The following is a 25,949-nucleotide window of genomic DNA, read 5'->3' as shown; positions in this document are numbered from 1 at the left end:
CCGGATCCATGGGAGTTCAGCTCTCTGGAGTGACCGAGGGTGGCGCTCGAAAAAGGATGCTACACATTCCTCCCTCGATCCTCGGCACTGCAGCGCTTTGCGGTCTAAAACTCGGGAACTGCGTTCGCCGTGTCGGACGCCCAGCCATTCTTCGCTGAGGAGCCATGATCATGTCCCTATCGAGCCAAAGCCGAACCGCCCGCCATGAGATCTTTATGGCGCGCGAAGCGCTTCATCGTTTCGCCCTGACGCTGTGCGTGACAGCGATGACGCTGGTCACGACGCAGGCCTTCGCGCACCACGGCTGGGCCTGGGCCGAAGAAGAGCAGTCGGAGTTGAAGGGCACGATTGCCGAGATCTCGATGGCGCCACCTCATCCGGCCTTGCGCGTGAAGGCAGAAGACGGCCGCATATGGCAGGTCGATCTGGGCAATCCGAGCCAGACGAAACGTTCAGGCTTTACCGGGGATACCGCCAAGGTGGGCGATGAAATCACCGTGCTCGGCAACCGCACCAAAGAGCCGAACGAAGCGCATATGAAAGCCGTCCGCATCACCGTGGGTGGCAAGCAGTACGACATGTATCCGGAACGCATCGGGCAATGACGACAGGGCCATGACAGCTTTCCTGCAGGCGATTGCGGGCTGGCCCGGTGCGGTCTTCCTGCAGGAATACTGGGTCGCCTATCTCGTCGTCAACGCCGCACACATTCTTGGCATAGGGCTGCTCCTGGGCTCGATACTGCCGTTGGATGTGCTCCTATTGCGGTCTGCGCACGGCCGCGATCTGTCGGTCCTCGGCCCCTTTCTCGTCCGAGCGGCGGCAACGGGCGCCACGCTGGCGGTGGTGACGGGGCTCTGGTTGTTCTCGGTGAACCCCGTGGCGTATGCGGACAATCCTGCCTTCCTCTGCAAGGTCGCACTGCTCCTGCTGGCCATCTGCAACATTGCACTTCAGCATCGCGGCGAACACTTTCATGCCGCGCTGCATGGCGGGCCGCCGAGGGTACGCGTCCGCGTGCTGGCTGCCACATCCGCCACTCTGTGGCTATCCATACTTATAGCGGGTCGTTGGATCGGCTTTGTCTGAAACGCAGATGGCGCTGCAGGCGGCCGTAAGGCGCTTAAGAAGACCGCTGCGCCTGCTAACCGGCTTCCAACACCGGCATGACCCGCTCCAGCCGCGGACAGGCCCACTCCACAAACGCCCGCACCCGTGGCGACAGTTGCAGGCTGTGCGGGTAGACGAGCTGGATCGGCAGGTCCTTCGGTTCGTAATCCTTCAGTAGCCTCGCCAGGCGGCCATCGGCCAATTCGTCGGCGACCTGGTAGTGCATCAGCCGGGTGATGCCCAGGCCCTGGACGCAGGCGAGGCTGGCGCTGCGGATCTGGTTGCAGGTCAGGCGCGGGGTGATCTCTTCGGCCTGTTCCCTGTCGCCGTCGCGGTAGTACCAGTGCCGGCCCTGGGCGGCGAAGAGGATGCAGGCGTGCTCCTTGAGCGCGGCCGGGGTGTCGATCGGCGGGCTGCTGGCGAGGTAGTCCGGGCTGGCGCAGGTGACCAGCCGGGTGGTGCCGAGCGGGCGCGCGACGAGGGTCGAGTCGGGCAGGTGGCCGATGCGCAGGGCGAGGTCGAGGCGCTCGTCCAGCAGCGGGACGATCTGGTCGTTCAGGTTCAGCTCCACCTGCACCTGCGGGTGTTCCTTGAGAAAGGCATTCACCAGCGGTGCCAGGTAGCGCTGGCCGAACTCCACCGGGGCGGTGAGGCGCAGCAGGCCGCGAACGCTGCCGTCCTGCGCATCCAGGCGTTGCTCAATGTCGGCGAACTCGGCAAGCATGCGCCGGCTCCAGGCCAGGTATTGCGCGCCTTCATCGGTGAGGGCCATGCGCCGGGTGCTGCGGTTGAGCAGGCGCACACCCAGGTGGCTCTCCAGCGCGGCCAGCGAGCGCACCACCGATGCCACGGACTGGCCACTGGCGTCGGCTGCCGCACTCAGGCTGCCGTTGTCGACGATCCTCACGAAATTGGCCATCGCCTTGAGCTTGTCCATTGCCACCTTCGATTTGTGCGATTGCTGCAGGGGTGTTGTCAGGTCCGCGGCATAGCTGGGATGCGCAGGGCGGCGGACACTGTCCCGGACCGACGACTTCCGGAGTTTCGCACATGAACCCACCATCCAGCCCCGCTCGTATCCTCGCCTATGACCACATCGGCATCCGTGTCAGCGACCGCCGCCGCGCCATGGCCTTCTACCAGGCGCTGGGCTTCGTCGAGAGCGCCAGCTTCCCGCTGTTCGAGGCCAACGAGATGCTCAGCCCGGACGGCGTGCGCATCAATCTGATCTTCAACGGCGCGCGTACCCGCGACGCGCACAACGTACTGCTGGATGCGCCGGTCAAGCGGCCCGGCATGACACATCCGGCCTTTATCGTCGATGACCTTCAGGCGCTGCAGCGCTGGCTGGGCGAAGAGGGCATCGTCATCACCGAGGGGCCGCATCACATCGGCCCGCGGCGGATCGCGCTGTTCATCCGGGACCCGGACGGCAACGTTCTCGAATTCAATCAGCTCGTCGAAGGAGATGCGCAATGAAACTGTACGACCTGGAAGCTTCCGGCAACTGCTACAAGGTGCGCCTGTTCGCGGCGCTGGCCGACATTGAACTGGAGCGGGTGCCGGTGGACCTCGCCGGTGGCGCGCACAAGAAGCCGCCACTGTCCGAGATGAACCCGCTGCGGCAGGTGCCGGTGCTCGAGGACGACGGCCATGTGGTTCGCGATTCCCAGGCGATCCTGGTCTATCTCGCCGGTACCTACGGCGGCCTGGCCTGGTGGCCGGACCATGCCCGCGGGCAGGCCGAGATCGTGCAGTGGCTGTCCTTCGCCGCCAACGAGGTGCAGCACAGCCTGTGCGCCGCGCGGCTGGTGGAAAAGTTCGGCTACCCGCTGGACAAGGAAGCGGCGCTGGCCAAGGCGCCGGCGGTGCTCGCGCTGCTCGATGCGCATCTGGAAACGAACGACTGGCTGGCGATGGGGCGACCTACCATCGCCGATTGCGCGGTCTACCCTTACGTGGTGCTGGCGCCGGAGGGCAGCGTCGACCTCGGCCCGTATGGCAACGTGGCGCGCTGGATGACCCGGCTGGAAAGCCTGCCGGGCTACCTGCCGCGGCCCTGACCGGCTGCCCTCAGGCTGGCTCTTGCCCCTCGGCCTTCAGGAAGTCGACGAAGGCTCTGAGCGGCGAGGGCATGTGGCGGCGGCCGTGGTAGTAGAGGAAGGGGCCGTCGAAGGACTGCCACCAGTCCTCGAGGATGGGCGTCAGGCGCCCATCGGCCAGCGGCTCGCGGATGAAGTCCTCGAAGGTGTAGATGATCCCGAGCCCGTTGATCGCCGCGCTGGTCTTCAAATCATGTGAGGAGGTGGCCAGCTGGCCTTGCGGCGGTACACGCAAGGTCCGGCCGTCCTTCTCGAACTCGAATACGCCCAGCTTGCCGCTCTCGAAGCGATGGCCGAGCAGCTGATGCCCGGTCAGCTCGCTGGGGTGGCGTGGTGTGCCGTGGGCGGCGAGGTAGGCCGGTGCGGCGGCGGCCACGAAGCGTTGCCGGCGCGGGCCGATGGGGATGGCGATCATGTCCTTGGCCAGGCTTTCTTCGTAACGCACACCGGCGTCGTAGCCCGCCGCGATGACGTCGATGAAGGTGTTCTCCATCACCACCTCGACGTTCACCGCCGGATAAAGCTTGAGGAAGCGGCTCAGCAGGTCCGGCAGCACGAAGCGCGCCACCGGGACCGGCACGTTCAGCTTGAGGGTGCCGACCGGGCGCTGGGATTCGTCGTCGAGGTCGTTGAACGCGGCGTGGATCTCTTCCAGCGCCGGGCGCAGGCGCTCGAGCAGGCGTTCACCGGCGGTGGTCGGGGTGACGCTGCGGGTGGTGCGGTTGAGCAGGCGCAGGCCGAGGTCGCCCTCCAGCCGGCGCACGCAGTCGCTCAGCGACGAGGCCGACATGCCTCGGGTCTGCGCGGCAGCACGAAAGCCACCGGCCTCGACCACGGCAGCGAACAGCGCGACGTCACTCAGGTTGGGTTGGCGCATGGGAACTCCGCAAGCCATTCGGTTGTACGGATGTTCGTACAGCCTGTCCAAGTTTTCCCGGATTATCACCTGATTTCCGTACGCTGATAATCCTCGCGTCGGCCACCTCCATCGCAGGTCGGCCTGTTTGCAACGACGACGAGGACAGGATCATGACGCACAGAACCACAACCGAGCCGGGCGACCTCGCCCGCCATCTGCTGAAACTGGCTAGAACGCTGATCGCCGGGGTGGCAGTGGCTGGCGCACTGACGGCCGAGGCCGCCAACCGTACCGCACCGAAGCCGGACTGGAGCCCGGCGGACATGCCGGAGCAGGCTGGCCGCATCGTGCTGGTCACCGGCGGCACCAGTGGCATGGGCTACGAAGATGCGCTGGCGCTGTCGCGCGCCGGCGCCGAGGTGATCATCGCTGCGCGCAATGCCGAGCGCGGGCAGGAGGCGATCGAGCGGATACGTGAGCAGGTGCCGGATGCCCGCGTGCAGTTCGAGGCGGTCGACCTGGCCAGCCTGGCCTCGGTGCGCAGTCTGGCCGAGCGCCTGCAGCAGCGCCTGCCGCGTCTCGACGTGCTGATCAACAATGCCGCGATCATGGCGCCGCCTGAGCGCGGCACCTCGGCCGACGGTCACGAGCTGCAGCTGGCGACCAACTACCTCGGCCCGTTCGCCCTGACAGCGCTGCTCATGCCACTGCTGCTGGAAAGCGACGATGCCCGGGTGGTCAGCCTCTCCAGTATCGCGGCCGGGCGTGGCCAGCTGGACTTCGCGGACCTGCAGGCCGAGCAGCGCTACAACCCCTACGCCACCTATGCGCAGTCCAAGCTCGCGGTGCTGATGTGGGCCATGGAGCTGCAACGCCACAGTGACGCATCCGGCTGGGGCATCCGCAGCATCGCCGTGCACCCCGGAGTGGCCGTCACCGAGCTGGTCGAGCGCGGCCCCGGGCTGGACAGTGAGTTCGCCGCCAACTGGGCCAAGGACCGCGACAACTACCACTCCGCCGCCCAGGGCGCGCTGCCGACGCTGTATGCCGCCACTGCGGTTGACGCCATCGGCGGTGCCTACTACGGGCCGACCGGCGAGGAAGAAAAACGCGGGCCGCTGGGCTTTGCCAGAGTTCCAGACGGCGCCGCGAACCAGGCGGACGCCACGCGGCTGTGGCAGCTGTCGGAACGCCTAACCGGCGTGCGCTACCCCTGAATCCTCGGGCGCCGGCCTTGCGCTCGCGCCCTGTTCTCACTTCATTCTTCAGGAGCGCGTCCATGAGCACGCCATCCGTTGTGCATCGCCTGAGTGCCGCGATCAATGCCGAAGCGCATGAGCTGCGCCCGGCGCTGAGTGGTTTCCTGCTGTTTTTCTGTCTGTTCGCCGGCTATTTCATGCTGCGCCCGATCCGCGAGTCGATGGGCATCGCCGCCGGCGTGGAAAACCTGCAATGGCTGTTCACCGCGACCTTCTTCGTCATGCTGGCAGCCGTGCCCCTGTTCGCCTGGCTCAGTTCCCATGTACCGCGCCTGCATTTCGTCGATTGGGTGTACGGCTTTTTCTGCCTGAACCTGCTGGGCTTCTCCGTGCTGTTTCTGCTGCAGGGTGACAGCGCCTGGCTGGCGCGGGTGTTCTACGTGTGGATCTCGGTCTACAACCTGTTCGTCGTGTCCGTGGCCTGGAGCCTGATGGCGGATGTGTTCGACAGCGCCCAGGCCAAGCGGCTGTTCGCCTTCATCGCTGCCGGCGCGAGCGTCGGTGGGCTGGTCGGGCCGGCGCTCAGCGCGTTGTTGGTCGGCAGCCTGGGCGAGTCGGGGCTGATGCTGCTGGCCGCCTTGTTGCTGGGCGCTGCGCTGGCGCTCAAGTTCTCGCTGATGCGCTGGCGCGAGATCGGCGGAGCGGGGCGCCCCGGCGCGGCTCCGGCGGAGAGTACGCGTCGGCCGGTGCCCGGCAACCCCTTTAGCGGCCTGACCCGGGTGATGCAGTCGCCCTACCTGCTCGGCATCGCCAGTTTCGTGGTGCTGCTGGCTACCGTGACCACCTTTCTCTACTTCGAGCAGGCACGCCTGGTGGCCGAGCTGTTCCCCGACCGCGCCGCCCAGGTTCGCGTGTTCGGCATCATCGACGTGGTCGTCCAGGCGGGCGCGCTGTTGTCGCAACTCTTCATCACCGGGCGCCTGGCGCAGAAACTCGGCGTGCGCGTGCTGCTGGCCATCGTGCCGCTGCTGGTCGGCGTCGGCTTTGTCGGCCTCGCGCTGATGCCCAGCTTCGCCGTGCTCGCGGCGCTGATGATCGTGCGCCGCATCGGCGAGTACGCGTTCGTCCGGCCCGGCCGCGAAATGCTCTTCGCGCCGCTGGATGCCGAGAGCAAGTACAAGGCGAAGAACGTCATCGACACTGTCGTCTACCGCGCCGGCGATGCCGTCAGCGGTTGGGGGAAGACGGCACTGGACATGTTCGGGCAGGGCGCCGGCCTGGTTGCCGTGGCCGGCGCGATCTGCGCACTGCTCTGGGGCTATCTCGGCTGGCAGCTCGGCAAGCAGGCCGACAGGCGAACGGAGGTGCGGGTGGGCACAGCTGTGGCGGGTGAGGGGGGGGTCTGAGCGGAACGCTAGCGGTGGCGGGTTCGAGGTTTGGCAGGTGTCAGCACTTGCAGTGCGGCGCTTTGGTTCGCCAAGAGTCACAGCTTGGTGAGCCTGCGCTGAGGCTGAAGTCCCAACCACGGTATCCGCTGCTTTTACCGAAGCGGCGACCGGCTTTTCGCGCGGTCGCCGCGCTTCATGCGCCGGTCAGAAGCTGACCACCGTCTTCAGTCCGACGACCACCACGTCCTTGTCATCGTCGAAGCCGCCTGGTCGGTGGAAGTACTGGATGTTCGGCGTCAGCGAGAGGGCGGGTGTCAGCGCCACGCGGTAATACAGCTCGGCCGGGTATTCCACGTCGGGCACCGGGTCGCCCTGTTCGCGCAGGCGACGGCGGGCATCGTCGTTGATTTCCAGGCGCCCGAGGCCCAGGCCAAGCTCGTCGTTCGGGCGCGAGGCGAATGGCGCGGAGAGCATGCCGCCAACCTGCCAGACCCGCTCGATATAGGTCACGTCCGGGTCGGACTGGATGAAGTTGGCGAACAGCTTCAACCGTCGCGCCGGCACCGCGGCGCTCTGCCAGACCTGCTGCTCGGCCATCAGGTAGCCGCCCGTGGCGTGGTCGTGCTCGGCGGCTGATGCGCCGGAAAGCGACAGGGGCAGGCCGGAGCTGTCGCGGTACAGGTCCTCGAAGTCGCCGGTATTGCGCCACAGGCCCAGCCGATAGGCGCCGGGCTGGCCGGCAAGGGTCGGCGTCCAGCCCAGCTCGGCGACCGCGTGGTAACCGGTGGTGCCCGACGGGCTGCCGAAGTTCAGGCGCTGGCTGCGTTCGGTGAAGCGCGGATTGATCTGATAGATCGCGGTCTGCAGTGACCAGGCTTCGTTCAGCTGATAGCGCGCGGTGGCGCCCCACTGGCTGATCGGCCAGGTATACCAGTTCGATGTGATGTAGCCGGGCACCGTGCCGCAGAAACCGAGGTTCTGGAACGGGCAGGCGAAGGGGTAGATATCTCCGCTCATGGGCAGGCGGCCGAGCTTGACCAGCAGGCGGTCGTCCAGCAGCGCCTGCTGGTAGTAGAGCTGCACCAGCCGGGTCGCGCTGCCGTAGCCGTAGATTTCCTGCGGTTGCAGGAGCACGCCGAGGTCCGCTTCGGCGTTGAGGTTCTCGCCGTTGCGGTTGGTCAGCGTGAAGTGCAGACCAGCGCCGGACCAGCCGAGCAATTTGTCCAGGTCCAGCGCCGCATCGAACATCAGCTGGTCGGCGTAAGTGCCGGTATGGTCGCCGCCGCCCTGGGTGTTGCGGGCCAGTTCGTTGACGTAGGTGATTTGCAGGTCGACCCCGGCCTCGTGCAGACGGGTGCGGGCGCCGTTCCAGTCGCCGAAGAGAAACTGGTCGGGTGAGTACTCGGCCGCTTGGGCAGAAGTGAGCAGGCAGGCGACGAGAAGGCCGCTGCCGCAGCGCAGGCTTGTTGTCATTGTTCTGATCCTTTGGGATGTAACGGTGCGGGTGCCGCGAATACCGTTAGCCGCCATGGGAGTGGGCATTCACGGTATTCGCGTGCGTTTCTGCTCAGTGGTAACGCCTGGCTATTCAGGCGTTACCGGTTCAACTGTCTGGTTGGCGATCAAAGGTTGCCGGCCTAATGGCCGCCGCCCGATTTCACCCCGTCGTGTGCTTGTCTGCGCACGAAATGGCGAATGCTTTCCAGCTCTGCATCGGTCAGATCCGGGAACTTGGGCATGCCATTGACGAGCAATGCTCCACCGCGCACCACGCTCTCAAACGCTTTTTCGCTGCCTGTGAGCAAGATCGGCGACTCCCGCAGATCGGGTGCCTTCATGCCCGCAACAGCCCCGGCGCCGTGGCAACCAACGCAGAGGTTTTCCGCATAGACACCCGCGCCCGTCTCGGCCTTTTCGGCATCGACTTCAAACTTCTCATCGATGATCGGCTTGGCGAGTTGCGGCGCAGGCTGTTCTGGAACGACCGCTTTTCCGTCAAGCGAGAAGGTCATGATGCGGCGCTCATGCGCACCATACTTCCAGCCATGGCTTTCAAAACCCAGTTCGCCGGAGCCGCCGAAGTTGGAGGCCAATGCACCACCAGGGCCCACCAGCAGGGACACCATCTGCTTGCCATCCAACTTGTAAGTGATCGGTGGCGCGGAGATACCGAGGCCGACGTCATAGGACCAGAGTTCTTCACCGGTGCGTGCGTCATAAGCTTTGAACAGGCCATCGGGCTCGCCCTGGAAAACCAGGTTGCCGGCCGTGGTCAAGGTACCGCCGCCCCAAGGACTCTTCTGATTTACCTGCCACACGCGCTTGTTCTTGACCGGGTCCCAGGCCTGCAACGAGCCCCGTGACTCGTGCGGGTCCTTGGTCAATTCCCAACCGGTCAGCCCCAGGTAGAGTTTGTGGCTCGCCATCTTATGGCCAGGCTTCGTATTTTTACCGTCGTCCTTGAAGGTGTTGCCTAGATGGTTGGTAGGGATAAAGGCAAGATTCAGCTCGGGGTTATAGGACATCGCGTGCCATGAGTGCGCACCGAATGCCGATGGATAGATATTCTTCTCGCCGTCGGGATACCTGGCGTCGTCGGCAACGATATGGCGCTGCTCTTTCAGGTCGTACCTGGTTGACCAGTTGGCATCGGCGAATTTCTCCGCGGACAGTACCTTGCCGTTCGAACGGTCGATCGTATAGAAGAAGCCGTTTTTGGGGGCGTGCAATACGGCGTCAACATCCTTGCCGTCTATTTTCAGATCGGCCAGCACGATGTCCATGTTCGAGTTGTAGTCCCAGGTGTCACCCGGGGCAGTCTGGACATGCCACTTGTATTCGCCCGTATCCGCATCGACCGCCACGACAGAACACAGGAACAGGTTGTCGCCACCCTCCGGGCTACGCACCTTGATGTTCCAGGGGCCGCCGTTACCTGTACCAAAGATGAGCTGGTTGTACTTGGCGTCGTACGTCCAGCCGTGCCAGGCATTACCGCCGCCGCCGTTCTCCCACCAGCGGCCACTCCAGGTCTTGGCCGCCATCTCCTGAGCGGCATCCTCGAATCCATCGGCAGGATTGCCGGGAACGATATAGAAACGCCAGACCTGTTTGCCGGTTTCGGCATCGTAGGCAGTTACATACCCACGCATCGGACCAAGTTCGGTTCCGCCATTGCCGACGAATACCTTGCCGTCGAAGGCCTTGGGATGGCCGGTGATATTCAGCGGCTGGTCGTGATCGAATGTACGAGTCTGCCAGACTTCCTTGCCGTCCGTTCTGTTGATTGCAATCAGACGGCCGTCCCAGGTGGCAATGAACAATTTGTCGCCGTAGGTTGAAAGTCCCCGGTTATGCTTCCAGAAGACCTTCTTCATATTGTTGTCGAGGATTTCTTTGGAAACTTGCGGATCGTATTCCCAAAGCTTTTTCCCCGTGCGTGCATCGAACGCACGCGTTCTGTTCATTTCGCCCACATAGTACATGACGCCATCGACCACCAAGGGCGTTCCGACCATATCTGAGCGGTCAGGTAGCGGCGCATACCATTCAGGTTTGAGTTGGCTGACATTATCTACGTTGATGTCCTTGAGCGGGCTGAACCGTTGTTCGGAGTGTGTGCGCCCGTAAGCCAGCCAGTCAGCAGTGTTTGATTCATCGGACAATTCCTTGTCTGTGATGATTCTGTCTGATGCATGCAGCGGCGTGATCGCAAAAAGCGAGGCGGCCATCATCAGGTGAACCCTTAGGTTTGACTGTTTTAATTTCATTTTTATTATTTCCTTGTTTAGGGTTTCAGGCGTGCGTGGGTACAACGAGCATTTACGGATAAAGCTCTTCTGGCATTTCTTTTGTTATTAAGTCGATTCCGGTATGAGCCCCCGTAATGGCGCGAAACAACATGCACCTATCACGGCTTTTCGAAATCTTTATTCAAACTTCTATAACTTCTGGCCGGCTTCATTGCGCTGGTTGCCAGTGTTGGGGCTGTTGTGCCCTGCTGGGTGAGGCTCCTCGGAAGACGATCACCGCTTCGCCTGGACTGGGCAGGGCGAAGTGTTGGATACCCGCGCTGGCCGGGCGGGTCGGGGGTGGAATAGCTCATGGGGTTTCCTCCGATGCATGGCCGGACCGGTTGGTGGCCGTGGTGTTGTTCAAAGCACGGGGGAGGGTGGACCGGCGACCGTGCCTGTGGCCGGGCTGGGCAAGGGGCGGGCGCCGAGTTCCAGGCCTTGCCAGGCCAGCACACGTTGATAGCGGTCGGACAGCGACTCGGCTTCGCTCCAGGCGCCTGGCAGTCGCTCACCGAGCGCCAGATGACTGTCGGCCGCGCAGCGCAGGTCGCTGGCGCAGGCGTGATAGAAGCGGTTGACGATGTCGGCCATCGGTTCGCGCCAGTCGTCCATCAGCACCGCCGCATGGGCGAGCACCGCCGGGCGGCCATCACGGCTGCGCCGCCAGCGTTGCGCTGTGCCGGCCAGCTTGCGGCCTTCCAGCGTGAGGTTGTAGCGGCCGTCGCAGAAGGCACCCGGAACCGCGCCGACTCCGGCCCGCAAACCATGCTCGGCGAGCCACAGCGCCAGCGGATCGAGCAGTCGCTCGTAGGCAATGACGATGCGCTTGCCGGCCTCGTCTTCGATGGGCAGCGCGCAGGCGAGGGCGATATTGAGCACGGCAGGCGACTGCGGCACTGGCTCGCCACCGGTGTCTCGCAGCAGGATCGGCCAGCCCTGCGCCGCGCAGCGTTGGCTGGCCAGGGCGAAACCGGGGCGGCGCTCGAAGCTGCCGGGCATCACCAGCGCCTGGCCGGTCGGGCGCCAGAGCAGCAGCTGGCAGTCGAACAGGCCATCGCAGACGCGCTGCAGCAGGGCACGTTCGGCATTCAGGCCGGCCGCTACACTGAAGCGGGCGATGCCGTTCATGCCGCACCCTCCTCGATGCGCCGGCACAGGTCGTCGAGGAAGTCCGCTGCCGGCGCGCCGTTCACGGCGCGATGGTCGAAGGTCAGCGACAGGCCCAGCCATTCGGCCTCCACCAGCGCACCGCTCGCGCTCAGTTCCAGCCGACGTTGCACGCCGCCGATGCCGAGGATGGCCACCTGCGGCGGGTTGAGCACCGGAGTGAAGTGGTGCACCCGCGACAACCCCAGGTTGGACACGGTGAAAGTAGCGCCGGTCAGCTCCTTGACCGACAGCTTGCCGGCCAAAGCCTTGTCCACCAGCGTCTTGCGCGCCTGGCACAGCTCTTCGCCGTCCAGCTGTTCGGCATTGAACAGCGCCGGTGCCACCAGCAGGTCGCCGGGCAGGGGGATGGCCAGGCCGAGATGCACCGCCGCATGGTGGTGGATCACCTCGTCGGCCAGGGTGGCGTTCAGGCCAGGATGCGCCTTGAGCGTTTCGATCACCTTGAGCAGCACGAGGTCCTGCGCCGACACCGCGCTGCCGGCCGCCTTGAGTTCGGCGCGGCGGGCCTTGAACGCATCCAGCCGGCATTCGGCGTGGTGGGTCAGCTGGGCGGTGGTCTGCAGGCTCTCGAGCATCTTCGCCGCGATCATCTTGCGCATGCCCTTGAGTGGCACCCGCTCGGGGGCCGGGGCGCCGGACAGGTTTTCCAGTTGCGTCATGGCTATTCCACCTGGGCGATGACTGCGCCCTTGGCGATCACCGCGTCTTCGTCTTCGAGGATCTTCAGCACGCCGGCCACCGGCGCTTCGATCTCGAACTGGGCCTTTTCCGACATGATCTCGGCGACCAGGTCACCGGCGGCGACTTCGGCGCCGTCGCTCACCAGCCAGGAGGTGATCACCGCTTCGGCGTCACCTTCCCAGAGGTCGTCTGCGATCACGATGGGGGTTGGGTTACTCATGGGGTCATTCCTTGTTCAGGGCGTGATAGGCGGCTACGATCTTGTCCGCATTGGGCAGCGCCCATTGCTCCATGACCGGGGTGAAGGGGATGGGGATGTCGGGGAAGGCCACCCGTTGCGGGCGTGCCTTGAGCATGCCGATGTCGTGCTCGACGACGCTGGCGATGATTTCGCCGCTGACGCCGAAGCTGTGGTAGTCCTCGTCGATCACGATCAGTCGGCCGGTCTTGCGCACCGAGGCGATGACGTGTTCGCGGTCCAGCGGCACCAGACTGCGCAGGTCGATGACCTCCGCACTGACGCCATCCTTTTCCAGCAGCGTGGCGGCGCGCAGGGCGTGATGCACCCCGGCGCCGAGGCTGACCAGGCTGACGTCTCGGCCCTCGCGCACCGTCTTCGCCTTACCGATCTCGACGATGTAGGGCTCGTCCGGTACCGGCACGGTGGCGCCTTTCTCGGTGCCCAGCCAGCCCATGCCCTGCAGCGCCTTGTGGAAGAGGTAGACCACCGGGTTGTCGTCGCGGATGGCCGCGGTCATCAGGCCCTTGGCGTCGTAGGCATTGCTCGGCACCACCACCTTCATGCCCGGCAGGTGGGCGAAGGTGCCGTAGAGGCACTGCGAGTGCTGGGCGGCGTCCGAGTAGCCGGCGCCGGTGGAGGCCATCAGCACCATGGGCACCGGCACCTTGCCGCCGGAGAAGTAGGTGTTCTTGGCCATCAGGTTGTAGATGGCGTCCATGCAGACGCCGAAGAAGTCGACGAACATCAGCTCGACGATAGGCCGCATGCCGTCCGAAGCGGCGCCCACCGCGGCACCGATGAAGGCCGTTTCGGAGATCGGCGTGTCGCGGATGCGCGCCTTGCCGAACTCTTCATAAAGGCCACGGGTGTTGCCGAACACACCGCCGAGCTGGCCGATGTCCTCGCCCATCACGAACACCTTCGGGTCCAGGCGCATCTCCTGCGCCACGGCTTCGGCCATGGCGCGGGCGACGGTGAGTTTTCTTTCCTTTACTGCTGTGGTCATGGTGGTCTCCTGCTCAGCCGGCCAGCGCGCTGGGGCTGACGATGATCTTGACGTTGCGGTCCTTGTGATTGGCCAGCTCCTCGAAGCCCTGCTCGAGGATGTTGTCCAGGCCGATGCGGCCGGTTATCAGCGGGGTCACGTCCATGCGCCCGTCGGCGATCAGGGCGATGACGTCGGCGAACTCCCCTGCATAGGCGAGCGAGCCGATCACCTGTTTCTCGGTGGCGACGATCTCGAAGAAGTTGAATTCCGAGGGCTCCTCGAAGATGCCCACCATCACGCAGCGACCGGCCTTGCGGATCACGTCGAGGGCGAGCTTGGCGGTGGCCTTGTGGCCGATGCACTCGAAGGAGGTGTCGGCGCCGTAGCCGCCGGTGAGCGCCTTGATCTCGGCGATGGCGTCGCACTCGCTGGGGTCGATGACCCGCGTGGCGCCGACTTCCAGCGCCTTGGCCTTGCGCGCCGCGGACATCTCCAGGGCGATCACCTGGCCGGCGCCAGCAGCCTTGGCGCACATGATGGTGCACAGGCCGATGGTGCCGGCACCGACCACCACAACCGTCTCGCCGAGCAGGCTGCCGGCCTTCTTCACCGCGTGCATGCCGACGGCCAGTGGTTCGATCAGCGCGCCGGCCTCCAGCGGAAAGCCTTCGGGCAGGCGGTAGAGCAGCTCGGCGGGTACGTTGACGAACTCGGCGAAAGCGCCGTTGTTCATCAGGCCCGTGAAGGCGAGCTGCTCGCAGAGGTTGTACTGGCCTGTCTTGCAGAAACGGCACTGGCCGCAGTGCTGGCAGGCATCGGCGGCGACCTTGTCGCCCGGTGCGTAACCCTCGACGCCGTCACCGGTGGCGACGATCTCGCCGCAGAACTCGTGGCCGAGGATGCACTGACCCCTGATGCCGGTAAGCGGGTGGGGCGCATCCACCGGGATGAACACCGGGCCGGCGAGGTACTCGTGCAGGTCGGAGCCGCAGATGCCGCACCAGTGCACGCGGATCTGTACCCAGCCCGGTTGTGGCGCGCCGGGCAGCGGCACCTGTTCCAGGCGGATGTCCTTGCGACCGTGCCAGACGGCGGCGGTCATGGTGGCTTGGCTGTTCATCAGGTGTTCCTCGTGTTGTTCGGATCGGTTCACACGAACACGTGCTCGAGCGCCTCTTCGGGGCGTGGATAGGGGCTTTCGCGGGCGAACTGCACCGCTTCATCGATGCGGCCACGGGCGCGGGCTTCGATGTCGTGGGCCTGGGCCTCGCTCATCACGCCTTCGTCGATCAGGCGCTGGCGGTAGCCGGGAATGGGGTCCTTTTTCATCAGGCCGTCCTTCTCGCCCTCGGGGCGGTAGGTTTCGCCGTCGCCCATGAAGTGGCCGGCCAGGCGGTAGGTCTCGATCTCGATGAGGGTCGGGCCGCCACCGGTACGGGCGCGCTCGATGGCTTCGCCGGCCGCGCGGAACACGCCGTCCGGGTCGTTGTTCTCGACGAACACACCGGGCATTCCGTAGGCCGCGGCGCGCACGTGGTGCTGCTTGATGCAGGTGGCGCTGGCCTTGGCCACCGAGATGCCCCAGGCGTTGTCCTCGATGACGAACACCACCGGCAGCTTCCACAGCGCGGCGAGGTTCAGCGTTTCGTGAAAGGCGCCCTGGTTGGCCGCACCCTCGCCGATGAAGGACACGGCCACGCCGGGCTTGCCCTGCATCTGCCGCGACAATGCGGCGCCGACGGCCGGACCCATGCCTTCGGCGATGATCCCCGAGCAGGAGAAATTCACCCGGCCATCGAACAGGTGCATATGGCCGCCGCGCCCGCCGGAAAGCCCGGTCGCCTTGCCGAAGATCTCGGCCATCATCTCGTTGAGGTCGACGCCCTTGGCCACGGCGATGTGGTGCGGGCGGTGGGTGGCGGTGACGATGTCACCGGCCTCGAGGTGCGCACAGACGCCTACCGCGCAGGGCTCCTGGCCGTTGGAGAGGTGCATCTCGCCGGGAATCGGCCCTTTGGCCATGTTGAACACTGGCGTCTTGCCTTCCATGTAGATGCGCTCGATGGATTCCTCCATGTAGCGGCTGGTCAGCATCTGCTCGTACATCCACAGGCGCTGCGAGTTGTTGGGCTGGGTCATGGTCGACTCCCTTGTAGTGGTGGTCAGATCGCGCGTTCGTTGAGCAGCCGGCCGATCTGCTCGGCCTGGCGCAGGGCCAGCGCGACGATGGTGAGGGTGGGGTTCTGGCCGCCGCTGGTGGTGAACTGGCTGCCGTCGGAAACGAACAGGTTGGGGATGTCGTGGCTCTGGCCCCACTTGTTCACCACGCCGTCACGGGCCTTGGCGCTCATGCGGTTGGTGCCCATGTTGTGGCTGGCCGGGTAGGGCGGCAGCTCGATCACGTCGGTGGCGCCGGCGGCCTCGTAACACTTGGCGGTGGCGGCGACGCCGTGCTTGCGCATGGCGGCATCCATGGGGTGATCGCTCTTGGTCACCACCGGAATCGGCAGGCCGTACTGGTCCTTCTCGTTGGCGTGCAGGGTGATGCGGTTGCTTTCCAGCGGCAGGTCTTCGCCGCACAGCCAGACGCCGGACATGTGGTTGTACTTTTCCATCCGCGAGGCGAACTGGCGGCCCCAGCCCTTGGGCGTCGGGTCGAGGAAGGCGGACAGGAACGGCAGGCCGAGGGCAAGGATTTCCAGGCGGTAACCGCCGACGAAACCGCGCGACGGATCGTTGTACGACTCGTCGGAGATGACCCCGGCGCAGGTGGTGCCGCGGTGCATGTTCACCGGCTTGGGCATCACCGCGAAGATGCCGGCGGTGGTGTGGGTCATGTAGTTCCTGCCGACCTGGCCGGAGGAGTTGGCCAGCCCGTCGGGGAACATCGAGGAAGCGGAGTTGAGCAACAGGCGCGGCGACTCGATGGAGTTGCCGGCCACGCAGACCACCCGGGCCTTCTGCCGCTGGATGGTGCCCTGGGCGTCGGCGTAGACCACGCCGTTCACCTTGCCCTTGGCGTCGTGTTCGATGCGCAGCACCATCGACTGCGGCCGCACCTCGCAATAGCCACTGGCTTCGGCGCGGGGAATGTCGGTGTAGAGCGTCGACCACTTCGCGCCCATCTTGCAGCCCTGCATGCAGAAGCCGATCTGCTGGCAGGCGGCGCGGTCGTCGTAGGGCTCGGTGTTGATGGCCATCGGCCCGGAGAGAATCTCCTTGTAGCCGACGCGCTTGGCGCCGGTGGCCAGCACCTTGAAGGAGTTGTGCCAGGGGTGATAGGCCATGCCGGTGCTGGGGCCGGTCACGCCCATGTGCTTCTCGGCCTTCTCGTACCAGGGCGCCATCTCTTCCAGGGTCACCGGCCAGTCCAGCAGGTTGGCCCCGGCGATGTCGCCGTTGATGCTCCGCATCCTGAATTCGAAATCACGGAAGCGCAGGGCGATGCCGGCCCAGTGCACGGTGCTGCCGCCGACGCCCTTGACGATCCAGGCCGGCAGGTTGGGGTTGTTCTCGGCCAGGTGCCAGTCGCCGGCGGCGATGCGCTTGTCGAGCCAGGAGATTTTCTTGAACATCGCCCACTCGTCGTTCTCGATGTCCTCCAGCGTGTGCCGCTTGCCCGCCTCGAGCACCACGCTGCGAATCTTCTGTTTGGCCAGCGCGTTGGCCAGCGTGCCGCCGCCAGCGCCGGAGCCGATGATCACCACGACGCCATCGTCGTCCTGGGCAAAAGTTGCCATGGGGAATCCCTCTCTTGTTCTTGTTGTCGGCGCCGCGAGGCGCCCTGGCTCAGAGCCAGTTGAGATCGTCGAAGCCGCGGTTGACGTAGCCGCCGTATTCCCACGACGAGCCCTCGTAGCCGAACAGCGGGAATAGCGTCTTGTTGTCGTACAGGCCGAACATCAGGCTGCTGCGCACCGCCTTGAAGAACGGGGTGTTCTCGATGTCGCTGAGCAGCGCCACGCGTTCGGCTTCGTCCAGCTGTTCGAAGCGCTTGCCGTGGGCCTTGCGTGCCTGCCGCTGCAGCTCGTCGAGCCCGCCGCCGATCAGCGCCGGCTCCTGTTCCGCCAGGTCGAGCAGGGGCTGTACGTAGTGGCGATCGCTGATGAAATCGTGGGGGAAGATGTCGCGACCCATGCGCAGCAGGCCGTCAGGCAGTTCCGCCTGCCGCTCTTCGGCGAGCAGGTTCACCGGGATCAACTGGCTCAGGCTCAACGCCAGCAGCGACTGGCTGGACAGAGAAAGAAAACGTCGACGGTTTAGCGTGCCGTGCGGACGAGCTGAATCGTGCATGACAGTAGCTCCTGATTATTACCAACAGCGCTGAGGGGAGCAGGCGGCTGGCGATCTTGTTATGCGAAGAGTTTGTTCCGCACAGGGTGATCAGCAGGGGTCATGCCAACTTTCATGTATGAATATTTATATACCTATCTGTCTGAAATTAAAGGATTTATCTTGTTTGAATTGGATGGCCGTAACGGTGGTGTAACGCAAGTTGCGCTTTACACCTGTAAAGCGTTGTAAAGCGCTTTACAACGTGCGGCTAATATTTGAAACGCCCAAGCAGGCATGCTTCCAAAGTTCAGGCTGGTCCTGACGGTTCAATCGTTTATCCTTCAGTACACTTCATAACAATAAAGCGTTTCGCTGAGGCGCCCGTTGCCATCCGCTGCGAGCGCTTCGAGGAGGATGCATGAACCTGCTCTCCGGTCCCGTGAGCCACATCGACGCGGTGCTGACGCTGGCCAACGCGCCGCATCTTTCCGCTGACCGCGATCCGATCATTGCGCGCTCCTGGCGCCGCTGTGTGCACGACTACGGTCTGGACCCGGCACGTCCGTCCGAGGCGCGCTTCGTGCCCCGGCAGGTTCTGCGCGAGCACCAGGACCAGGCAGACGAGCTGATCAACGTGGCCCGTGCGGGCGTGGAGCAGCTCTACCGGCAGGTGGCCGAGCTGGGCTACGTGATTCTGCTGACCGACAACCGCGGCATCGCCGTGCAGTTTCTCGGCGATCCGGCGGACGAGAAGGCGCATCGCAAGACCGGCCTGTATCTGGGCTCGGACTGGGGCGAGGACCACGCCGGCACCTGCGCGGTCGGCACCTGCATCAAGGAACAGCAGGCGCTGGCGTGTCATCAGCACGATCACTTCAGCGTCTGGCATACCAACCTCACCTGCACGGCGGTGCCGATGTTCAACCCCCAGGGGCAACTGCTGGCGGTGCTGGACATCTCGGCGCTGCATTCGCCGCCGTCCAAGGATTCGCAGACCTTCGCCCTGCAGCTGGTCAAGCAGTACGCGCGGATGATCGAGGACGCCTACTTCCTGCGCCTGTATCGCGACCGGCCGATCCTCTGTTTCGACGGCTCGCGGGAGTTCGTCCTGATCAACCGACGCTACCTGCTGGCGCTGGGCGACCAGGGCGAGCTGCTGGCTGGCAACACGGCCGCGCGCGGACTGCTGGCCGAACATGGGCTGGCACTGTCCGGCCCGTTCGGTACCTCGAACCAGGTGCATGTCGATCAGCTGTTCGACTGCGAACTGGCGGACGTGCTGAGCATTCCCTACGCCAGCCACGATCAGGTACGCGCTTTCCGCACCCATCGCCATCAGCTGTTCTTCGCGGCGCTGATGGAACCGCGCCGCCGCGCGCCGGCAGCGACGGAGCGCAGCTCGCCGGCCGGGCAATCGCCGCTGGATGCGCTGGCCGACGATGACCCGGTCATGCGCAAGATGCTCGCCCGCGCGCGGCGTCTGTGCAGCGAACCGCTGAACGTACTGCTCAACGGCGAGACCGGCACCGGCAAGGAACGTCTGGCCAAGGCGCTGCATGAAAGTGGCAGCCGACGCAGCAAGCCGTTCGTGGCCATCAACTGCGGAGCGATGCCCGAATCGCTGATCGAGAGCGAACTGTTCGGCTACGCCCCGGGTACCTTCACCGGGGCGCGCAGCAAGGGCATGCGCGGCCTGATCCAGCAGGCCGACGGCGGCACCTTGTTCCTCGACGAGATCGGTGACATGCCGCTGCACCTGCAGACGCGCCTGCTGCGCGTACTGGCCGAACAGGAGGTGACGCCACTGGGCGCCGAGCGGCCGGTGAAGGTGGACATCCGCGTGATTGCGGCCAGCCACCGTGACCTGCGGCAGATGGTGGAGAGCGGGGCGTTTCGCGAGGACCTGTTCTACCGGCTGAATGGTGCGTCGCTGAAGCTGCCGCCGTTACGTGAGCGGGCGGACAAGGCGTTCCTGATCGACCGCGTCTTCGCCGAGTTGGCCGAGGGGCGACCGGGCAACCCGCACCTGCGTGGTGATGCGATCAGCGCGCTGCTGGCCTATCCCTGGCCGGGCAACATTCGCGAGCTGCGCAATGTGCTGCAGTACGCGCTGGCGACCTGCGAGGGGGACGAGATCACCGTGCAGGATCTGCCGGATGAATGCCTGCCGCGCATTCTCGCCCGCAGCCGGCAAGCCGAGTCGGAGCCGGAACCCGAGTCGGCCGCGGCCTTGCGCGAGACGCTGCGTCGCCATCGCTGGAACGTCAGTGCCGCGGCGCGCGAACTCGGCGTGTCACGGCCGACGATGTACCGCCGCATGCGCCTGCTGGGGATCGAGGCGCCGATCTGACGTGAATCAGCGCGCCGCGGGCTCGGTACCCGGTTGGCCCGCCACCTCGATATCGAAGGCGATGCTCCAGTTCTGCAACGGGTAGGGCTGGTGCACCAGGGCCCTGATGTTCGCTTCGGCGGGCATCAGGTCCTTGAGGTATTCGTAGGTCGCATCGGCACGCATCGGGTCGCTGTCGCGTAGCTGGCCGGCGCCGCCCACCTGGTAGCCGGCATAGCTGACGCGTGGCTGGCCGCTGAGTTCGCGATCGGCGCGCAGGCGGACGATGGTATCGGCGACGATCTCCACGGCAGCGATGGGCACCTCGCCCTGGTCGTCCTGCAGCATGAAGCCCTTGTTCTTCACGTCCCGGGCCTCGTGGCCGATGTAAGGCTGGTCGAACGCCAGCGGCGGGTGCGGCACGTGGAAGTCGATCAGTACGTCGCGGCCGTCCAGTGTGGCCTGGCGGGGCGACAGGGGCACCCATTCCTTACGCTCGATGACGACGTGGTGATAGACCTTGCCGAGCATCTGGCCGAACCAGCGGTAACCGTTGGCCGACAGGTGCACGCCCTTGTCGGTGTAGGGGTAGACCGGCCCGACCAGGTACCAGCCGGGCTCTTCCTGAGCCAGTTCCCATTGCGCCATGCCGACCGCGAGCGAACCGTCCTTGACCGAGGATTTGGCGTCGGTCTGGTAGCTGAAGAAGGCCGGCATCTTTTCCTGCCCGGCGATGGCCTTGGCGGTGTCGGCATAGAGGTCGTCGCGCAGCTGGCGCAGCTTGGCCTTGTAGTACGCCTGATCGTTCTTGCCGCCATTGGTATGGGAATAGTCGTACTCGCCCTGCAGCCAGAAGAATGCGCTGATGCTGTAACTGGCCTGTTGCGCGTCGGCCAGCGCCTTGGCCTGATCGACGGCCTGGGTCACGCGCAGGTATTCGTTGGTGCCACCGGTTTTCGAAAGCTGGGCAATGGAGCGACCCGAGGTCGAGGCGTTGCTGGCGACGAACAGGTGCTCCGGATCGGTGTCGCGGCCGAGGTGATGTAGATAGAGCCGACGTGCCATGTTCAGCGCGCCGACTTCCACCGATTCGCCTTCTTCCTGCGCCTGCGGCGCGAGCTTGCCGACCTTCTCTGCATCGAGCACCACGGCCGCGTTGCTCTTCTGCTGCACCACGGCACGCAGCGGCGTGAAGGCTGCTTCGCCCACCGGCTTGAACGACGCGCCGCTGAAGGCTGCCGAGCGTGGTGACTGGCCGAGCATCAGGTTGTCGTAGCGTGGCGCGACGGACAGCGCCGGCCAGCCCTCGGCGGCGGAGGCCAGCGATTGCCCGTAGGTGATGATGTGGTTGTACTTGCTCTGCAGCGGCTGGGTCAGCTCGTTGGGCTTGGCCATGAGCTCGGCGGTCACCCGCTTGTTCTCGGCATCTCGCTCGGCGAGCTGGCTCTCGGTGACTTCGGCGAAGCAGGGTGCAGTGATGCTCATCAGCGCCGCGGCAATGGCCAGGCGCAGGGCTGTGGAATGGCGGAGGCGTTGGAGCTCGGGCATGGGCGGTTCCGGGGCGGCACTGGATCGTCTGCTGAGGCTGCGTCGGACGAGCCGTAGCAGGGTGGACGCGCTTTCGACGATGGCAATCGAGGTAAGTTCGTGGCGGTCATGCCGATGCAGGATTGGCTATGCTGTCCGCCATTCCCGGGGCGGCTTCGATGACTCGAACGATGCCGATGCTGGCCGCTGCCCTGGCAGGTCAACCCGTAGCGGAGAAGTGTTCATGAGCCACAAAGCCATATTCGTACAGCCCGGCGGCGGTTATGAGCGGGTCATCGTCGGCACCAGCGAGGCCGCCCGGCCCGAGGCCGGCGAGATCACCGTGCGGCTGCGCGCCAACTCGCTGAACTACCACGACTTCGCGGTGGTGAGCGGCATGTGGGGGCCCAGCGAGCCGCGCATTCCCATGGCCGATGGCGCCGGTGAAGTGGTGGCGGTGGGTTCCGGCGTGACTGAATTTGCCGTTGGCGACGCGGTAGTCAGCACCTTCTTCCCCGACTGGCTGGCCGGCGAGCCGCTGGTGGAAGGCTTCGCCACGGTGCCGGGCGACGGTGTCGATGGCTATGCCCGCGAAATGGTCACCGCCCGCGCCACCTCGTTCACCCATGCGCCCAAGGGCTACAGTCATGCCGAGGCGTCGACCCTGACCACCGCCGGCCTCACTGCCTGGCGTGCGCTGATGGCCGACGGCAAGCTCAAGCCCGGCGACAGCGTGTTGATCCAGGGTACCGGCGGCGTGTCGATCTTCGCCCTGCAGTTCGCCAAGATGGCCGGCGCCACGGTCATCGCCACCTCGTCCAGCGACGCCAAGCTGGAGCGCCTGCGGGAGATGGGCGCCGACCACCTGATCAACTACCGAACGACACCCGCCTGGGGCGAGACGGTGCGCGAGCTGACCGATGGCCGCGGCGTCGACCATGTGATCGAGGTCGGCGGGCCGGCGACGCTGGCGCAGTCGATGGTTGCGGCGCGCATCGGCGGGCATATCTCGGTGATCGGCATTCTTACCGGCATCGCCGGCGAGCTGCAGCTGGTGCCGGCACTGGTGCGTCAGTTGCGCTTGCAGGGCGTGCTGGTGGGCAGCCGCACGCAGCAGCAGGAAATGATCCGTGCCATCGATGCCAATGGCATCCGCCCGGTGATCGACAAGCGGTTTGCGCTGGACGAGATCGTCGAGGCGTTCCGTTACCAGGAGAGCAACCAGCACTTCGGCAAGATCTGCCTGGAGTTCTGACGCCGCTGCCGTGCGGCGGCCAAGCGGTACGGCGGCATCGCGGTCGTCTATGTTGGATAAGTGCCCGCTCCGAGCGATGTCGGGGCGGCGCGATCACGACAATAAGGATGACTACGATGCGCTTGCTACACATCACCCAGTTCACTCTGGCGGCAATCGTCGCGACGAGCCCCGTGGCTTACGGTGCGCTTCTGGAAGGCGGGGCGGTTGCCGCTCCCGATGAATACAGCGCCAACGTGGCCGCCCAGGTCCTGAAGAATGGCGGCAACGCGGTGGACGCGGCGGTAGCGACCGCCTTTACCCTGGCCGTCACCTATCCCGAGGCGGGCAATATCGGCGGCGGCGGTTTCATGACCCTGTACATGGACGGCAAGCCGTATTTCCTGGACTACCGGGAAGTCGCGCCGAAGGCCGCCAGCAAGACCATGTTTCTGGATGATCAGGGCGAGGTGATCGAGAACCTCAGCCTGGTGGGCGCCCGGGCAGCCGGCGTGCCTGGCACGGTGCTGGGTATGTGGGAAGCCCACCAGCGCTTCGGCAAGTTGCCCTGGAGTGAACTCATCACCCCGGCAGTCGGTTATGCCCGTGAAGGCTTCACGGTGGCCGACCAGCAGTTCCAGTATCGGGAGGACGCCATCGGCCTGTTCAACGGTACGACCAACTTCGAGGACTACTTCGGCAGCATGCGTCCGGGTGCGACCTTCCGCCAGGCGGAGCTGGCCGAGACGCTGGAACGCATCGCCGACCAGGGGCCGGACGACTTCTACAAAGGCAAGACCGCCGCATTGCTGGTCGCGCAGATGGAGCGCGATGGCGGGCTGATCACCCAGCAAGACCTGGCCGACTATCGCGTCAAATGGCGTGAGCCGATGCGCATCGACTGGCGTGGCAACAGCCTGTACACCGCGCCTCTGCCCAGTTCCGGCGGCATCGCCCTGGCCCAGCTGATCGGCATCAAGGAGCGCCGTGCCGCCGACTTCGAGGGTGTCGAGCTGAACTCGGCGCGCTACATCCATCTGCTGGCGGAGATCGAGAAGCGCGTCTTTGCCGATCGCGCGGACTACCTGGGCGATCCGGACTTTTCCGATGTACCGGTAAAGCGGCTGACCTCGCCTGAATACCTCGCGCAGCGCGCCGCCGAGATCAACCCTACGGCCATCTCCGCAACGGAGAAGGTACGACCGGGCCTGGAAAGCCATCAGACCACGCACTTCTCCATCGTCGATGCCGACGGCAACGCGGTGAGCAACACCTACACCCTCAACCTGGACTACGGCAGCGGCGTGGTGGTCAAGGGTGCCGGCTTCTTGCTCAACGACGAAATGGACGACTTCAGTGCCAAGCCAGGTGTGGCCAATGCCTTCGGCGTGGTCGGCAGCGACGCCAACGCCATCGAACCCGGCAAGCGCATGCTGTCGTCCATGAGCCCGAGCATCGTCACCCGCGACGGCAAGGTCAGCCTGGTGCTGGGTACACCCGGCGGCTCGCGCATCTTCACCTCGATCTTCCAGGTGCTAAACAACGTTTACGACTTCGGCCTGCCGCTGGAAAAAGCCGTGGCCGCGCAGCGCGTTCACCACCAGCTGTTGCCCAAGGACACGATCTACTACGACGCCCATGCGCCGCTGACCGGAGAGGTGGCGCAAGCGCTGGAAGCCATGGGCTATACGCTGGAGGATCAGGGCTGGTTGATGGGTGACATCCAGGCGATTCGCGTCGACGGCAGACGTCTGCAGACCGGGTCTGACCCGCGTGGGCGCGGCGTAGGAATGGTCGTCAGGCCCTGACAGGCGAGGCAGCCGCGGAGGAGGGATCGCAGCCGCGTTTTGACACGTGATGCGCCGCATGGGGCCGCGGCGCATCGACGTTCAGCATTTCCAACCACCTATCTATCCCGTCATGCAGTGTCAGACGGCCAACGCGGCATAGCGCTTGTCCCGCTCACCCTTAGGAAATACCAAAAAGGCTCGGCTCGAGTCGGCTGCCCCGATCCTTCCAGTCGGTGCCTGCAACCGCTCTAGCTATTCGTTTTGAACGTCATTCGGCGTCTGGCTGTCCGAGTTTTGGACAAGGGTTCCGTGGGCATGGCGCTTTATTTTGTTGCGAAGTTTTTGCAGCTACGTGCGCATCCCGGGGCAGTCCAATTCGGCACGGCGGGTCAGCATGCGCCGCAGGGCAATCGATCAGGACCGTCTTTCCGATGCTCGGGAGCAGTGCATTCGATGACTAGCTTTCGTGTTGAGCTTCCCGAACCGCATGACCCCGATCCATTGGTTCATAAGGAGTCGAAATGCCTACAAATCCCCCCAACGGATTGACCCGGCGCAAGCTGCTGACCGCATCGGCCGCCACGGTGGCGGCCGGCGTTGCCGCGACCGCAAAAGCCGTCACCATTAATGGCGTACCGCAGTGGCTGCCCTTCGACCATAACGGTCCGCTGCACTACGAGGCCAAGGGCTGGCAGTTTTTCACGCTCGAGGAGGCCCGCGAGGTGGAGGCGATCGTCGAGCGCCTGATCCCTGCCGACGACCTTTCGGCCAGTGGCAAGGAGGCGGGATGCGCGGTGTTCATCGACCGCCAGCTGGCCAGCCACTATGGCCGCTATGAGCGGCTCTATCAGCATGGTCCGTTTGTGCCTGGCGTCGAACCGCCCTCGGACTTGGTGCCTGCCGAGCGCTACCGGGTCGGTATCGAACAGCTGGGCAGGCATTGCCAGGCGACGTTCGGCAAGCGTTTCAGCGAGCTGGAAGGTGACCAGCGCGATGAGGTGCTCAGGAAGATGGAGAGTGGCGATATCGCCTTCGAAGGCATCGAGTCGGAGGTGTTCTTCGAACAGATTCTGCAAAACGCCATGGAGGGGTTCTTCGCCGACCCAATCTACGGCGGCAATCGCGACATGGTCAGCTGGAAGGTGCTCGGCTTCCCCGGTGCCCGTTACGACTATCGCCCCTACATCGACCGGCATAACGAGAAGCTGGATCTGATACCGCTGTCGATCATTGGCAGCTCCTCCTGGAGTCGTAAAGGATGA

At 64.9% G+C, this 25,949-nt stretch carries 23 protein-coding genes; 10 read left to right on the top strand and 13 right to left on the bottom strand.

Going from position 1 to position 25,949, the window contains the following annotated elements; genetic code table 11:
• The first annotated feature begins 170 nt into the window (after positions 1 to 170).
• A complete protein-coding gene (locus VF716_RS02845; protein WP_279645738.1) occupies positions 171 to 605 on the top strand; it encodes a DUF6152 family protein in 435 nt (144 codons plus the stop codon).
• A 10-nt stretch (positions 606 to 615) separates the two neighbouring features.
• Positions 616 to 1,089: a hypothetical protein gene (locus VF716_RS02840; protein ID WP_019405915.1), complete on the top strand. Its 474-nt coding sequence runs from the start codon at positions 616 to 618 to the stop codon at positions 1,087 to 1,089.
• A 55-nt stretch (positions 1,090 to 1,144) separates the two neighbouring features.
• Here the strand turns inward: VF716_RS02840 and VF716_RS02835 are convergent, their stop codons facing one another.
• The gene (locus tag VF716_RS02835; protein ID WP_108242122.1) at positions 1,145 to 2,047 is read right to left on the bottom strand and encodes a LysR family transcriptional regulator; all 903 of its coding nucleotides are present in this window, start codon (positions 2,045 to 2,047) and stop codon (positions 1,145 to 1,147) included.
• 113 nt (positions 2,048 to 2,160) lie between these two features.
• Here VF716_RS02835 and VF716_RS02830 point away from each other — a divergent pair, with 113 nt between their 5' ends.
• A complete protein-coding gene (locus VF716_RS02830) occupies positions 2,161 to 2,589 on the top strand; it encodes a VOC family protein (protein ID WP_017244012.1) in 429 nt (142 codons plus the stop codon).
• Positions 2,586 to 3,173, top strand: a complete 588-nt coding sequence (locus VF716_RS02825; RefSeq protein ID WP_108242121.1) for a glutathione S-transferase family protein — start codon at positions 2,586 to 2,588, stop codon at positions 3,171 to 3,173. The genes VF716_RS02830 and VF716_RS02825 overlap by 4 nt, the downstream gene beginning before the upstream one ends.
• Positions 3,174 to 3,183: 10 nt before the next feature.
• Here the strand turns inward: VF716_RS02825 and VF716_RS02820 are convergent, their stop codons facing one another.
• Positions 3,184 to 4,089: a LysR family transcriptional regulator gene (locus tag VF716_RS02820; protein WP_013983500.1), complete on the bottom strand. Its 906-nt coding sequence runs from the start codon at positions 4,087 to 4,089 to the stop codon at positions 3,184 to 3,186.
• A gap of 152 nt (positions 4,090 to 4,241) precedes the next feature.
• On the opposite strand from VF716_RS02820, the gene VF716_RS02815 reads away from it, so the two are divergent.
• Entirely contained in the window at positions 4,242 to 5,288 is a 1,047-nt protein-coding gene (locus VF716_RS02815; protein ID WP_197860995.1) for an SDR family oxidoreductase, read from the top strand.
• 62 nt (positions 5,289 to 5,350) lie between these two features.
• Positions 5,351 to 6,676: an NTP/NDP exchange transporter gene (locus VF716_RS02810; RefSeq protein ID WP_197860996.1), complete on the top strand. Its 1,326-nt coding sequence runs from the start codon at positions 5,351 to 5,353 to the stop codon at positions 6,674 to 6,676.
• A gap of 186 nt (positions 6,677 to 6,862) precedes the next feature.
• On the opposite strand, the gene VF716_RS02805 is transcribed toward VF716_RS02810, so the two are convergent.
• From VF716_RS02805 to VF716_RS02760, 10 genes are all read right to left on the bottom strand, one after another.
• Positions 6,863 to 8,131, bottom strand: a complete 1,269-nt coding sequence (locus tag VF716_RS02805) for a carbohydrate porin (protein WP_108242118.1) — start codon at positions 8,129 to 8,131, stop codon at positions 6,863 to 6,865.
• Positions 8,132 to 8,295: 164 nt separating this feature from the next.
• The gene (locus VF716_RS02800; protein WP_440551657.1) at positions 8,296 to 10,428 is read right to left on the bottom strand and encodes a PQQ-dependent dehydrogenase, methanol/ethanol family; all 2,133 of its coding nucleotides are present in this window, start codon (positions 10,426 to 10,428) and stop codon (positions 8,296 to 8,298) included.
• A 384-nt stretch (positions 10,429 to 10,812) separates the two neighbouring features.
• Positions 10,813 to 11,580 (bottom strand): lipoate--protein ligase family protein, encoded by a 768-nt coding sequence (locus tag VF716_RS02795; protein WP_440551655.1) that lies wholly within the window; start codon positions 11,578 to 11,580, stop codon positions 10,813 to 10,815.
• The gene (locus VF716_RS02790; protein ID WP_440551652.1) at positions 11,577 to 12,281 is read right to left on the bottom strand and encodes a 2-oxo acid dehydrogenase subunit E2; all 705 of its coding nucleotides are present in this window, start codon (positions 12,279 to 12,281) and stop codon (positions 11,577 to 11,579) included. Before VF716_RS02790 ends, VF716_RS02795 begins: the two co-directional genes overlap by 4 nt.
• A 2-nt stretch (positions 12,282 to 12,283) precedes the next feature.
• Positions 12,284 to 12,523, bottom strand: a complete 240-nt coding sequence (locus VF716_RS02785) for a lipoyl domain-containing protein (protein WP_013983492.1) — start codon at positions 12,521 to 12,523, stop codon at positions 12,284 to 12,286.
• Between the two features lie 4 nt (positions 12,524 to 12,527).
• Positions 12,528 to 13,550, bottom strand: a complete 1,023-nt coding sequence (locus VF716_RS02780; protein WP_014597279.1) for an alpha-ketoacid dehydrogenase subunit beta — start codon at positions 13,548 to 13,550, stop codon at positions 12,528 to 12,530.
• A gap of 13 nt (positions 13,551 to 13,563) precedes the next feature.
• Entirely contained in the window at positions 13,564 to 14,634 is a 1,071-nt protein-coding gene (locus VF716_RS02775; protein ID WP_037000037.1) for a 2,3-butanediol dehydrogenase, read from the bottom strand.
• 47 nt (positions 14,635 to 14,681) lie between these two features.
• On the bottom strand, positions 14,682 to 15,671 hold the full coding sequence (locus VF716_RS02770) for a thiamine pyrophosphate-dependent dehydrogenase E1 component subunit alpha (RefSeq protein ID WP_014597277.1): 990 nt from the start codon (positions 15,669 to 15,671) through the stop codon (positions 14,682 to 14,684).
• 23 nt (positions 15,672 to 15,694) lie between these two features.
• Positions 15,695 to 17,272: a GMC family oxidoreductase gene (locus tag VF716_RS02765; protein ID WP_125865438.1), complete on the bottom strand. Its 1,578-nt coding sequence runs from the start codon at positions 17,270 to 17,272 to the stop codon at positions 15,695 to 15,697.
• Positions 17,273 to 17,321: 49 nt separating this feature from the next.
• Positions 17,322 to 17,825, bottom strand: coding sequence for a gluconate 2-dehydrogenase subunit 3 family protein (locus VF716_RS02760; protein WP_048329608.1), 504 nt, complete (start codon positions 17,823 to 17,825; stop codon positions 17,322 to 17,324).
• Positions 17,826 to 18,225: 400 nt separating this feature from the next.
• Between VF716_RS02760 and VF716_RS02755 the strand changes: the two genes are divergently transcribed.
• Positions 18,226 to 20,157, top strand: coding sequence for a sigma-54-dependent Fis family transcriptional regulator (locus VF716_RS02755; protein WP_125865437.1), 1,932 nt, complete (start codon positions 18,226 to 18,228; stop codon positions 20,155 to 20,157).
• A gap of 6 nt (positions 20,158 to 20,163) precedes the next feature.
• Here VF716_RS02755 and VF716_RS02750 read toward each other — a convergent pair whose 3' ends face one another.
• Positions 20,164 to 21,684 (bottom strand): phosphate ABC transporter substrate-binding protein, encoded by a 1,521-nt coding sequence (locus VF716_RS02750; protein WP_125865436.1) that lies wholly within the window; start codon positions 21,682 to 21,684, stop codon positions 20,164 to 20,166.
• 223 nt (positions 21,685 to 21,907) lie between these two features.
• Here VF716_RS02750 and VF716_RS02745 point away from each other — a divergent pair, with 223 nt between their 5' ends.
• From VF716_RS02745 to VF716_RS02735, 3 genes are all read left to right on the top strand, one after another.
• Positions 21,908 to 22,918: a zinc-dependent alcohol dehydrogenase family protein gene (locus tag VF716_RS02745; protein ID WP_014597272.1), complete on the top strand. Its 1,011-nt coding sequence runs from the start codon at positions 21,908 to 21,910 to the stop codon at positions 22,916 to 22,918.
• Between the two features lie 116 nt (positions 22,919 to 23,034).
• Positions 23,035 to 24,705, top strand: a complete 1,671-nt coding sequence (ggt, locus tag VF716_RS02740) for a gamma-glutamyltransferase (protein ID WP_440551644.1) — start codon at positions 23,035 to 23,037, stop codon at positions 24,703 to 24,705.
• A gap of 503 nt (positions 24,706 to 25,208) precedes the next feature.
• Positions 25,209 to 25,949, top strand: a complete 741-nt coding sequence (locus VF716_RS02735; RefSeq protein WP_440551642.1) for a gluconate 2-dehydrogenase subunit 3 family protein — start codon at positions 25,209 to 25,211, stop codon at positions 25,947 to 25,949.

The organism is Stutzerimonas sp. Brlt_14, from assembly GCF_051948915.1.
In the GTDB taxonomy this organism is placed as follows: domain Bacteria; phylum Pseudomonadota; class Gammaproteobacteria; order Pseudomonadales; family Pseudomonadaceae; genus Stutzerimonas; species Stutzerimonas stutzeri.
The sequence above is the reverse complement of the archived record's forward strand: the minus strand, read 5'-3'. Positions and strand labels throughout refer to the sequence as shown.